At 40.0% G+C, this 12,953-nt stretch carries 12 protein-coding genes; all 12 read left to right on the forward strand.

Features of this window, described 5'->3' with window-relative positions; genetic code table 11:
• Positions 1–117 precede the first annotated feature (117 nt).
• On the forward strand, positions 118–780 hold the full coding sequence (locus DWX84_RS14120; protein WP_005865210.1) for a transcription termination/antitermination NusG family protein: 663 nt from the start codon (positions 118–120) through the stop codon (positions 778–780).
• Between the two features lie 9 nt (positions 781–789).
• Positions 790–1,227, forward strand: a complete 438-nt coding sequence (locus DWX84_RS14125) for a hypothetical protein (protein ID WP_005855475.1) — start codon at positions 790–792, stop codon at positions 1,225–1,227.
• Positions 1,228–1,465: 238 nt separating this feature from the next.
• Positions 1,466–3,415 carry a nucleoside-diphosphate sugar epimerase/dehydratase gene (locus DWX84_RS14130; RefSeq protein WP_121961070.1) on the forward strand — a complete coding sequence of 650 codons (1,950 nt, stop codon included), beginning with the start codon at positions 1,466–1,468 and terminating at the stop codon, positions 3,413–3,415.
• A gap of 34 nt (positions 3,416–3,449) precedes the next feature.
• A complete protein-coding gene (locus DWX84_RS14135; protein ID WP_048927731.1) occupies positions 3,450–3,878 on the forward strand; it encodes a BT0820 family HAD-type phosphatase in 429 nt (142 codons plus the stop codon).
• A 51-nt stretch (positions 3,879–3,929) separates the two neighbouring features.
• Positions 3,930–4,727, forward strand: a complete 798-nt coding sequence (locus DWX84_RS14140; protein WP_005855491.1) for a polysaccharide biosynthesis/export family protein — start codon at positions 3,930–3,932, stop codon at positions 4,725–4,727.
• Positions 4,728–4,764: 37 nt separating this feature from the next.
• Positions 4,765–7,212: a polysaccharide biosynthesis tyrosine autokinase gene (locus DWX84_RS14145; protein ID WP_122297437.1), complete on the forward strand. Its 2,448-nt coding sequence runs from the start codon at positions 4,765–4,767 to the stop codon at positions 7,210–7,212.
• A 21-nt stretch (positions 7,213–7,233) separates the two neighbouring features.
• Positions 7,234–8,433: a DegT/DnrJ/EryC1/StrS aminotransferase family protein gene (locus tag DWX84_RS14150; RefSeq protein ID WP_005865220.1), complete on the forward strand. Its 1,200-nt coding sequence runs from the start codon at positions 7,234–7,236 to the stop codon at positions 8,431–8,433.
• A gap of 18 nt (positions 8,434–8,451) precedes the next feature.
• Positions 8,452–9,558, forward strand: a complete 1,107-nt coding sequence (locus tag DWX84_RS14155) for an acetyl-CoA carboxylase biotin carboxylase subunit family protein (protein ID WP_005865222.1) — start codon at positions 8,452–8,454, stop codon at positions 9,556–9,558.
• Between the two features lie 14 nt (positions 9,559–9,572).
• Positions 9,573–10,454 (forward strand): NAD(P)-dependent oxidoreductase, encoded by an 882-nt coding sequence (locus DWX84_RS14160; RefSeq protein WP_005865224.1) that lies wholly within the window; start codon positions 9,573–9,575, stop codon positions 10,452–10,454.
• Positions 10,455–11,042 carry a sugar transferase gene (locus DWX84_RS14165; protein WP_005865226.1) on the forward strand — a complete coding sequence of 196 codons (588 nt, stop codon included), beginning with the start codon at positions 10,455–10,457 and terminating at the stop codon, positions 11,040–11,042.
• A 20-nt stretch (positions 11,043–11,062) separates the two neighbouring features.
• Positions 11,063–11,959, forward strand: coding sequence for a glycosyltransferase family 2 protein (locus DWX84_RS14170; RefSeq protein WP_121961068.1), 897 nt, complete (start codon positions 11,063–11,065; stop codon positions 11,957–11,959).
• Positions 11,960–11,968: 9 nt separating this feature from the next.
• On the forward strand, positions 11,969–12,940 hold the full coding sequence (locus DWX84_RS14175) for a hypothetical protein (RefSeq protein ID WP_057327103.1): 972 nt from the start codon (positions 11,969–11,971) through the stop codon (positions 12,938–12,940).
• The last annotated feature ends 13 nt before the right edge of the window (positions 12,941–12,953 follow it).

Here is a 12,953-nt window from a genome sequence, read left to right on the forward strand (position 1 = left end):
CTGAGTAATAACCATTCTCCCACCTTTTGCGCTACTCACTAAGTAGCCTAATTTCTCACATGGCGAAAAAGGGTTATGGTGCATATATCAAACTATCTCTTTTAAGCAATCAACGAAATGCGAGCGAATGTTGTAAAAACGGTTGTAAATTCGGTACCTCATGAGGGTATCGACGCCGTAGGCGTTGAAAGAACCATTCCTGAAAACCCGTTACGGCGAAAATCTGATCAGAAACATTGGTACATCGCTATCGTCAACAACAAGTCCGAGAAACTATGCCGTGACAAGCTGGAAAAGCGCATAGCCAGTCAGCCGGAAGGCGAGAAGGACTATGAGGTTTATATAGCCTCCCAAAAAGAGATGTGTCTTCTGCCAAGCGGCAAGCGTAAGCAAGTAGACCGGATCGTCTTCCGTTCCATTGTATTCATCCGTTGCACCGATGTCTTGCGTAGGAAGGAGATCGTGCATCTTCCTTATATCAAACGTTTCATGGTAAACATAGCTGGCGAACGATCTGGAGGCATACGCCCCGTAGCCTTCATTCCGGATGAGCAGATGGTGAAACTCCGTAGGATGCTGGACGATTCCGAAGAGCCTGTCATTATCGATCCCCGTCCGCTGCCTCTTGGAGCGAGGGTACGTATTAACGGCGGTAAGTTGCATGGTCTAGAAGGTAACGTGCTGGAAGTGGAGGATGGCAATCTTAACTTTGTGATCCGTGTAGATCTACTGGGATGTGCCAAAGTAAATATCACCCGTGACCTGCTAGAGCTATTATGATACACATAGATGGATACGCACTACGGTAAAAAAGAGGATAGATCCGGAGTACGCCTTATCTCGTTGTTAGGAAACCATTTGAAAGAGATTCTTAAGCGAGAGTCGGATAATCGTGCCTTCATCCATCTTTACTGTACGGGTCCGTATTGGGTGGCGTTCGAGAAATCAGCTTACCTGTTACGCCAAATATCTTCCCGTACCTTAGTGACCCCGTTAAGCCTCACCACGTACCCGTTTCCAATCGTGATGGTCTCTTGGACAGATGGCGAGTTACGTTCCTATACACGTAACCATCTTTTCCATTGCGAAGGCAATGACTACGGTCGGTTATCCGTCCCTACTCGTACGCTTGACGGTTACAAGGAGTGGCATAAGGAAGAGGTGAGGTATTTTCCGATGCCGGAAGTAAAAACCACGTCCATGGATCGTGACATGGAGATTGATTAAAGATACTTCTGAGGTTCAAGAGGGCCTCTAATCAAGAATATATTATCGCTAGGTCGCAATTAGAAAATGAGAATTAGGCGGCCGATATCGATCAAGAGGTCAGCTATCTCTAGTAGCGAGGAGAGTCCCTTTTTCTTTAACCGATAGACTAGACTCTTGCTTTAGCTTATACCACTCCAACCACTTGAGAGGTTCGGTCGCTTATTATTATAGTTAGATAGATATGAATAAAACAAATATGGAAAAGGTGAAATATCGTTATAATCGCTGGCGTTTAGCGCTGGGGCGTCTGGTAAATTTGCGGTATATCAACCGCTGGATCATTTTTTGTGCGGATCTTTTCATTTCCCTATGTGTATCTTTGATAGGAGTGCTGGGATTATTGTCCATCATGCATGTATACATAAGCGGGATTAGTGTATTAAAGGTAGGAATAGCTTCCTTTGTGGCCAGTATCCTTTCTTTTCTTACGTTCAAGGTTTATCACGGGGTGATCCGTCATTCCACGCTACGTGGACTATGGAGGATTGGTGGTGTCGCCATCACAAAATCCATCCTCATGTTCATACTGCTTCATCTTTTGAAGGCGGATTTCAATTCCTCTATATATTGGGTGGGAGGGATAACCGATTGTATGTTGACGATTGTTCTGCTGATCACCTTACGTGTATTCGTGATTAATGTATATAATAGCGTGTTGTCCCAACTTGGAAAAAAGCGCAAGCGTGTACTGGTGTTCGGTATGGATGAGGATAGCGTGATGATAGCCACATCACCCAACCGGCAAGTATTCATGCAAAATTATAGCATCATCGGCTTCTTGACGTTTGGTAGCGCTAAAAAGAACCTTCGCATAGCGGAACTTCCCGTTTACCAGATCGAGGACATTGATGACTTGTTGTGTCTGATCCCCAGAAATAACTTGGATGGTATCCTTTTCCCGAATATAAAGACCGTCCGACGAGAACGTGATCGTTTGATTCATTATTGCGAGCAGGCCTCCTTGAAGCCTCTCGTGGTTCCTGATATGGAGGAGGTCCATGAGGGCGGAATGAAGCGTTCAGTCCGTGAGATCCGTATTGAGGACTTGCTGGGTCGTGAGGAGATCAGTATAAATCTGGGCGAGATCGGTCTCTTATTGAAAGATAAGACGATCCTTGTTACGGGAGCGGCCGGTAGCATTGGTAGCGAGATCTGCCGCCAGCTGGCGCATTTCCCGATCAAGAAACTGATCTGCCTTGATGCCGCCGAGACTCCGATGCATGACTTACGCCTGGAATTGGAGGAGAAGTATAAGGAACTGGATTTTGTACCTATCATAGGCGATGTCCGGAATCCGGACCGTGTAGATTACGTATTTCGCAATTGGCATCCCCAGGTAGTATTCCATGCGGCAGCTTATAAGCACGTCCCCTTGATGGAAGAGAACCCTTGCGAGGCTGTTCGTACCAACGTGTTTGGTACCCGAGTGATAGCGGATGCCGCCGTAAGCTATGGTGTAGAGAAATTCGTGATGATCAGTACGGATAAGGCCGTTAATCCAACGAATATCATGGGATGTAGCAAGCGCCTCGCTGAGATATATGTGCAGAGCTTGAGTGTGGCGATCAGTAAGGGGGCTCTAGCGGGAAACACTAAATTTATCACGACCCGTTTCGGTAATGTATTAGGAAGTAATGGTTCCGTGATACCTCGTTTTCGCGATCAGATCGCCAAAGGAGGCCCAGTTACGGTAACCCATCCCGATATCATCCGCTACTTCATGACAATCCCCGAAGCCTGCCGTTTGGTGTTGGAAGCCGGTACGATGGGCAAGGGCGGCGAGATATTCATCTTTGATATGGGTGAGCCGGTCAAGATCGCTGACTTAGCGAAGCGTATGATCGAGCTTTCTGGTTTGCAGGTGGATAAAGACATAGAGATTAAATACACAGGTCTTCGTCCCGGTGAGAAATTATATGAGGAACTATTGAGCAACAAGGAGAATACGAAGGAAACCCCTCATGAGAAGATTCGTGTGGCAGCAGTCCGGGAGTACGCCTACAAGGATGTGGTAGAGCACATTGATCTATTAGCTGAATTATCCCTTCATGTACATATTCTTCCTATGGTGAGAGAGATGAAATCCTTCGTCCCCGAGTTCAAGAGCCAAAACTCTCAATTCACGAGATTGGACGGAGTGAATTAGCAATTTAGTTGGTAGTTATAAATCTGAATTATAAATGATTATCGCAGTAGATTTTGACGGAACAATCGTTGAGCATAAATATCCGGCGATAGGGAAGGAGATCCCTTTCGCTTTCGAGACATTGAGAAAGTTACAAACAGAACACCACAAGCTGATCTTATGGAGTGTGCGAGAGGGTAAGCTTTTGGATGAGGCTGTCACCTTTTGCCGAGAGCGGGGCTTGGAGTTTTACGCCGTGAACCGAGATTACCCGGAGGAAGAGAAAAGCCTGAATAACCATTTCTCCCGTAAGCTGAAGGCCGATATTTTTATTGATGACCGTAATCTTGGTGGTCTCCCGGACTGGGGTATGATTTACGAGATGGTGAGTAAAAGACTTTCCTATGAGGATTTAATGCGGAAATACGAGTCGGAATACGAACCGGAGAAACCGAAAGGCCTTTTCTCTCGTTTGTTTCGCTAAATCCATATCATTCTGTGTTCTAAGAAATAAAAAAAAAGATAACAAAATAATATGAAAATCAAAAGATTACTACTTTTATTAGCTCTACCTCTATTGGTAGCGAGTTGTACTTCTTACAAGAACGTACCATACCTCCAAAACCCAGAGGCAGTGAACGATTTTGAGGAGACCCTTCCGTTGTATGACGCCAAGATCATGCCAAAAGACTTGTTGAGCATCACGGTCAATACGACAGACCCGAAGGCTGCGACTCCATTCAACTTGACGGTACAGACTCCAATCAATGCGGCTTTGACAAATATCAGTACGACCACACAACCGACCATGCAGCAATACTTGGTGAATAATAAAGGAGAGATCGATTTCCCTGTTATCGGTCGCTTGGAAGTGGGTGGTCTCACCAAGAACGAGGCGGAGGACTTGATTCGTGAGCGTTTGAAACCTTATTTGAAGGAATCCCCGATCGTTACGGTCCGTATGGCTAATTACAAGATCTCCGTGTTGGGTGAGGTGGCCCGTCCGGGTAGCTTCACGATCGGCAACGAGAAGGTGAACGTTCTGGAGGCTTTGGCGATGGCAGGCGATATGACGATTTACGGTGTCCGTGATAACGTCAAGCTGATCCGTGAGGACGTGAACGGTAAGCGTGAGATCATTAACTTGAATTTGAATAATGCCGAAGTCGTGACTTCCCCGTATTATTACCTGAAGCAAAACGATATTATTTACGTGACCCCGAACAAGACGAAGGCTAAGAACTCCGATATCGGTAACAGCACGACCCTTTGGGTAAGCTCACTCTCGATTCTGGTATCTATTGCCGGCCTGTTGGTAAACATACTTAAGTAATTGAAAATTGAAAATTGAGAATTGAAAATTAAGAGAGATGATAGACGAACGGATAATTAATAACACTGGGATAGAGAACGAGGAACAAGAGATTGATTTGGTCGCTCTTTTATTCAAATACCTTTTTTATTGGCGTTGGTTTGTTGCTAGTATATTGATATGTTGCATCGCTACTTACCTGTTTCTTCGTTATCAAACGCCTGTATATAACATTTCCAGTTCCGTGTTGATAAAGGAGGAGGATAAGCGAAGCGGTTCGGGCAACAATCCGTTGGCGGCCATTCAAGATTTGGGAATGTTTTCCATGACAAATAATTTTGATAACGAGGTGGAGATATTGAAATCCCGTACATTGATAAAAAAAGTCGTGAACGACCTGAATTTATATGTTCGTGTAGCGGAAAAGCGAGCGTTCGGTTATGCGATGCCTCTTTATAAGAATAGTCCGGTGCGGATTTATATGACACCGGAAGAGGCCGATAAATTGGAGGAGCCGATTAAGCTGGATCTTACATTTACAAAAACAGGAAAATTGTCTGTTAAGGCTGAATATGTGCAAGATAAGGAAGAGCAAGAGATAGAACAGGCATTTGATCAATTGCCGGCGGTGTTACCAACACCTGTGGGTGTTTTAAGCTTTACGCGAGGCGATACCTTGTATATGGAAGAAGAGGAAATCGCTTTACGTGTTACCATAAATACGCCGACGGAGACCGCCGAGGATTATATGAAAGACTTGAGCGTGACCGCCTCTTCCCAGACCACGACGATAGCGAAGATCAGCGTGAACAATACAGTAAAGGAGCGAGGCGTGGATTTCGTGAATCGTTTGGTTGCGTTCTATAATCAAGACGCGAACGATGAGAAGAATGAGGTAGCTCAGAAAACCGCTGAGTTCATAGAGGAGCGTATCGGTATAATTAACCATGAGCTGGGTACGGCGGAGAGCGAGTTGGCGGATTTCAAGCAACGATCCGGTCTGACGGATTTGACAAGTGATGCCCGTCTAGCCTTACAAGAGAGTTCCAAGTATGAGCAGCAACGTACGGAGAACGCTACACAGATCAGCTTGGTTCAATTTCTGCGTACCTATATCAACGATCCGGTCAACAAGGAAGAGATAATTCCTGCAAACGTAGGGTTACAGGATCAAAACCTCACTAGGGTGATTGAACAATATAACACGATGATCATCGAGCGTAAACGTTTATTACGTACCTCTTCGGAAAATAACCCGGCGGTGATAAACATGAACACCGGCGTTGAGGCGATGAGACGTAATGTCGAGACAACCGTGAATAGTGTCTTGCGAGGACTACAAATCGCCCAGAAAGATATTGAGCGTCAGGCTAGTAAATTTGAGAGCCGGATTAGTGATGCTCCAAAGCAAGAGAAAGAGTTCATGACTATTTCTCGCCAGCAAGAAATCAAGGCGACTTTATATATCATGCTGTTGCAGAAGCGGGAGGAAAATGCGATCACATTGGCAGCCACGGCTAATAATGGTCGTATTGTAGAGGAACCATTACCCGGGAAGGATCCTGTGGCTCCCAAGAAGCTCGTGTTTTTATTGGCTGCGTTTGTGGTGGGCCTGTTTATTCCGGTGGGAATCATCTTTGTCGTGGAATTATTGAAATATAAGATCGAGAATCGTGGCGATGTGGAGCAATTGACGAATGTTCCGATTTTGGGCGAATTGCCCTTGTGTGGTCATAAATCCTCCGATAAGGGAGCGATCGTGGTGCGCGAGAATAAGAACGACATGATGGAGGAGACCTTCCGAGGTTTGCGGACCAATCTGCTCTTTATGCTCCGGAAAGATCAAAAGGTCATACTTTTCTCTTCTACGCAGCCCGGAGAAGGTAAGTCTTTCGTGACTGGAAATCTCGCTGTCAGCTTGGCTTATTTGGGAAAGAAGGTGGTAGTGGTTGGTATGGACATCCGTAAGCCGGGCTTGAATAAGGTCTTCGATTTATCGAAAAGGCAGGAAGGAATATCTAATTATCTGATGGATCCGGAGGATAAGGATCTTTTTGATCTTGTGCAGCCTTCCGGCATCAGTCCGAACCTGGATATCCTTTTAGGAGGAACGATTCCCCCGAACCCGACGGAACTGGTAGCCCGTGATACCTTGGAGAAGGCGATAGAGCAATTGAAATCCCGTTATGACTACGTGTTGCTGGATACAGCCCCGATCGGTATGGTAACTGATACGGCCATAATAAGCCGTGTGGCCGACATGTGTGTTTATGTCTGCCGTGCGGACGTGACCCCGAAAGCCGCTTTCTGCTACATTAATGTTCTTAGGGACGAGCATAAATTTGACAAGTTGGCGGTAGTGATCAATGGAATCGACCTGAGCAAACGTAAGAACACCTATGGTTACGGTTATGGTAAGAAATACGGTTATGGCTATGGTAAACATTATGGTTATGGATACGGCTATGGGTATGGTTTTGAGGCGGAGAATAAGAAAAAGAAATAATAAGGAAATTTATAAAGAGTCATGAGACACGTATTATTTAGTCCCCCTGATATAACAGAGGCAGAGATCAGTGAAGTTGTTGATGCTTTGAAGTCCGGTTGGATAACTACCGGACCTAAAACTAAAAAATTAGAACAGCTGGTAGCAGAACGTTGTCATACCTCAAAAGCTGTTTGTTTGAATTCAAATACGGCATGTGCTGAGATAACTTTGCGTATATTAGGTATAGGAATCGGTGATGAGGTTATTGTTCCAGCCTATACTTATACAGCTACCGCAAGTGTGGTAGAGCATGTGGGGGCAAGATTGGTCATGATAGATTGTGAGCATGGAAAGTTCACGATGGATTATGAGAAATTAGAAGCGGCGATAACCGAGAGAACAAAAGCTATAATCCCGGTGGATTTGTTTGGTATTCCTTGTGGCTATGATACGATTTTCGATATAGTAGAACGGAAAAAGAATTTATTCCATCCAAATGATAACCCGATTCAAAAAGCCTTGAATCGAGTGATTGTTATGGCTGATGGTGCTCATTCTTTTGGAGCCTCATATAAAAAATTCCCAATAGGTTCTGTCGCCGATTTTACGAATTTCTCATTTCATGCGGTGAAAAACCTAACAACAGCGGAAGGCGGTGCGGTTGTTTGGAGAGATATTGAAGGGATAGATAATGATGAGTTATATCACCAATATATGTTATTGAGTCTTCATGGTCAGAGTAAAGACGCTTTGGCAAAAACGAAGTTGGGAGCGTGGGAGTATGATATTATTGGGCCATGGTATAAATGTAATATGACAGATGTCTGTGCGGGCATAGGTCTAGGACAAATAAAAAGGTATGATGAGATTTTGTCCCGTCGAAAAGAAATTATAGACCGTTATAATAAAGGATTGAAGGGGCTACCTATTACGGTGGTAACGCATTATACTTCAGATATTGTCTCTTCTGGACATTTATATATTATAAATCTGAATGACAAAGATGCCGAACAACGGAACAAATTTATAGAGAAAATGGCCGGATTAGGAGTTGCGACCAATGTACATTATAAACCGCTTCCTATGCACACAGGCTATAAGAAATTGGGGTTCAAGATAGAGGACTATCCAAATGCTTATAAGCAATTTAAAAATGTTGTGACATTGCCGCTTCATACCTGCTTGTCTGATGAAGATGTGGATTATGTGATTGAGTGTGTGAAGGAATGTTTAAAATGAGATCTACTAATAAAAATGATGGGAAAGAAAGTTCTAATATTGGGAGTTGCGGCAGTACAAATGGATGCAGTTAGCCAATTAAAAAAAATGGGATGTGAGACATTCACATGTGCAATGGCTAAAGATGGACCTGCTGCGGATTTATCAGATCATTTTAATTTGATTAATATATTAGATGAGGAGAAATTAGCAACTTTTATAGTTGATAATAAAATTGATGTGGTCTATTCAACAGGATCAGACTTAGCGATGCCTGTAGCATGTCGATTGAGTGAGAGACTTGGATTACCTCATTTTGTTTCTTCTTATGCAGCGAATGTTTGTAATCATAAGAACTTGATGCGTGAGAGACTAACATTGGAATGTGAAGGAAATATACCTTTTCAAGTGTTAGATTCTATAGATAAAATAGCAATTCAATATCCTGCTATTTTAAAACCATCAGATGCGCAAGGGCAAAGAGGTATTTTTTTAATTCGTTCACAATCTGAATTTGAGTCTCATTTTCAAGATGTGGTTAAATATTCTAGAGAGGGAAAAGTTATTGTTGAAAAGTACATCGAAGGGCCAGAGGTTTCAGTTAACGGTTATATGGTCAACGGAGTAATGCGATTCTTAATTGTTTCGGATCGGGATACTTGGCCGGAATATACCGGGTTGATACATAAACATATTGTTCCAAGTAAAGCCGTTTGTAATACAGCTAATTCTAAAATAAAAAGAATCGTAGAAGATGCTTGTAATCGGATTGGAATATTGAATGGTCCGGTTTATTTCCAGATGAAAGTAATGAACGGTCATCCGTACATCATAGAAATGACACCACGTTTGGATGGATGTCATATGTGGAATTTATTGGCTAGATCTACAGGGGTTAATTTGATGAAGTTAGTATTTGAGCATCTGCTATATGATGATATTTCAGAACTAAAATGTTTGAATTCGGATATTAAACCGATGGAGTTGGTTTTCTTTTGCCAAAAGCCAAAAACAATAATGGATCAATCTGCTTTCTTGATACCCAAAGATTCGGAGGACAGTTTTTTCTATTATGCGACAGGTGATAATATACGTCCGGTAAATGGACGTTTTGACAAGGTGGGGTATTTTATCCATAGTCTATAAAGGAGTTTTTGGTAATGAGAATTGCTATTACGGGAGCAGGTGGATTTATAGGCTCAAAAGTATTGGAAAAACTTGCTGATTATGATGAGATAGATATTCTTGCGTTGTCAAGAGTTCAAAATGATAGAACACTCTATAATAAAGTAAGATGGGTAAAGACCGATTATTCAGTAGATTCATTAAATAAAGTATTGAAGAATGTAGATGTGATTATTCATTTAGCGGCTACAAGAGGTACACAAGGCTTGATTTCCGATTATCATGTGAATGAGATTGTTACTGAAAATATTTTATTGGCAATGAATGAATTGAATATTAAGCATCTGGTTTTTGCTTCTTCTATTGCAGTTTATTCAGATACAACAAAAATACCGTGGCAAGAGGATATCAGTCTTTCTCCTAAAACTCTTTATGGGATATCAAAGGCATCTTGTGAATATCTCTGTGCTTTTTATACCCGTAAGTTTAAATTCCGATATACTATTTTGAGAATTGCTCAAGTTTTGGGATTAGAGGAAAAGCGTAAAGGCATGATGAATAATTTCATCGAATTTGCATATCAAGGAAAACAATTGATAGTGAAAGGTAAGAGTGTAGCTAAACGTCAATTTATTTATGTTGATGATTTGGCTGAGACTTTTGTTTTGTGTGCAATCAAGCAGAAAGAGGAATCAATCATTTTGAATGTTGGTATGCAAGAGGCTTATACAAATTTGTCAATTGCAAATACGGTAAATTCAGTATTTGAAAATACTAATTCAATAGATTATCAAGAGGATATAGATGAAAATATTGACTCCTCTTTTATGGATACTCATCGCTATGTTAGTTTTTTAGGCTTTAAGCCTAAAACAATGAAAGAAGCTTTGTATGAATTGAAAAATCGAATAGATTAGATGTATAAAAATGTAATTAAGCGTCTTATAGATATTATAATATCTTTGATGTTGATTCCTTTTATTTTGATATTAATAATCCCGGTGGCTTTGTTTATAAAATTAGAAGATCATGGTGATGTTTTTTATAATGCAGAACGCTATGGATGTAATATGAAAAAATTTAAAATGTTTAAGTTTAGGAGTATGAAAATGAATGCTCCTGATGTAAGGAATGCTGATGGTACTACTTTTAATTCTGAAAAAGATGTTCGATTAACCAAGATCGGTGGATTTTTGAGAAAAACAAGTATCGATGAACTTCCTCAAATATTTAACGTACTTTTGGGGGATATGAGTTTTGTTGGTCCAAGACCTAGCCCGATGGGTAATGAAAATACTTATACGGATTTTATAAGAAAAAAATTTGGTGTTAGACCGGGTATTACTGGATATAATCAAGCCTTAAAACGGAACAGTGCTACACTAGAGGAACGGTATAGAAATGATGTTTACTATGCGGAACATGTTTCATTTCTTTTAGATTGTAGAATTATTATTATGACATTAAAATCTGTTCTTCGTAGGGAAAATGTGTACAAAAATTGAATATTTTAAACATAAGTGGAATGATATCAGTTGTTATACCTACATATAATCGTGCTCAGACAATACGTATGGCAGTGGATAGTGTATTAAACCAGACATATCGAGATATTGAGTTGATTATTGTTGATGATGCTTCTACGGATGGAACCCAAGATGTTGTTACTCAGATCGCAGATGATAGAATTCGTTATTTGCGATTAGAGCAAAGATCTGGGGCCTGTAATGCGAGAAATATAGGAGCATTATCTGCAAGAGGAGAGTTTATCTCCTTTCAAGATAGTGATGATAAATGGCATCTTGATAAATTGGAGAAGCAATACCAATTTATGATTGATAGAAATTTGGATTTCTCCTTTTGTGGCATGACTCGGATTATGTTGGAGGATCCCAATAGGAAATATTATTATCCAAATGTAGATATGGATGATAATAAAGATTATTTTGATCAACTTCTTTATTTAAATAGAGTTGGTACTCAAACGATTATATGTAAGCGAGAATGTTTTGAAAAAATACGTTTTGATGTTACATTAAAGCGTTTTCAAGACTGGGATTTTGCGTTACAAGCTGCTCGAATTTATTCCATAGGTTACTTGAGGGAAAGTTTAGTGGACTCTTTTGTACAAAAAGATAGTATATCAAAAAGTAGTTTGGCCAATAAAAATGCATGGGAATCATTATATAATAAATATAAAAAGGATATACATAAAAATCCGACTACTTATGCTAAATATTTGTTTAGATTAGGAAACGAAGTGGTTCTTTTTAATCAAAAAGTGGCTATGGAATATTATAGAAATAGTTTTTATATAAAGAAATCAAAGGAAGCCTTGGTGTTTTTTGTCTTGAGCTCACTGAGAATGAAATCAACTATAAGCAAGTTATTGGATTATCAGAAAAATCATCTTTTTAGATAAATAAGAGTAATGCGAAAATATTTGTTGGTATATCCAAATCGGGATTATGGTAGATTGATGTGGAGAGATTTAGAAAAACTCGATAATGTGGATTTTATTAATAAACCATTGTTTGTTAATAATGTGTTGATTGATCTGCTTTTTCGTATTCATTTTAGCTTTAAATTGAATATGAAAATAGAATTGCCATTAAAACTATTTTGGGAGAAATATTATTCTTTAGATCATTATGATTTTGATCAATCGAATGAATATGTGATTCTGTTTACAGATCCTTCATTGTGTAATTATAGAAATAATTTTCTTGAGAAGTTGAAGAGGAAATCTAATGTGACTATGGTTCTTGTCTTAATAAATTCATTTTATAGAATGAGACGTATTATTGAGCCTATGTTGAAGAATTTTGATTTGATATACACATATGATGAAAAGGAGGCAAAGTTATTTGGATTTTCTTATTATCCTACTGTTTATTCAATGGTAGATGTGGGTGATGTTGAAATGATAAAGCGTAAATGTTTTTTTGTGGGGGTTGCAAAAGATCGGCTGGAAAAATTGATCCGTATTTATGATAAATTGGAACTTTGTGGATGTAATCCAATTTTTTATATATCAGGAGTACCTAGGAAAAAGCAAAAAAGAAGGAAGGGAATTGTTTATAATACTTGGCTGCCATATAAATCAGTGTTGAAAGAGATTTTAAGTTCTGAGTTTATTGTGGAAATAATGGATAAAAATAATGCAGGAATTACGTTGCGTACTTTAGAGGCAATTTGTTATAATAGGAAATTAGTAACAGATAATGAGAAAATACTTTGTTCTCCATTTTATAGAGAACAAAATATTTATTTGCTAAGTTGTGGATCTGTTTTATTAAGTGATTTTTTAAAATGTGTAGATAAGGTGGATTATGGGTATGATGGGAGATATTCGCCTGTGTTATTTGTGGATAAATTAGATCGTTATTTGAATAAAATTTAATTTATATTTGTTT

The organism is Parabacteroides sp. AF21-43 (genome assembly GCF_003635435.1).
GTDB lineage: Bacteria > Bacteroidota > Bacteroidia > Bacteroidales > Tannerellaceae > Parabacteroides > Parabacteroides distasonis.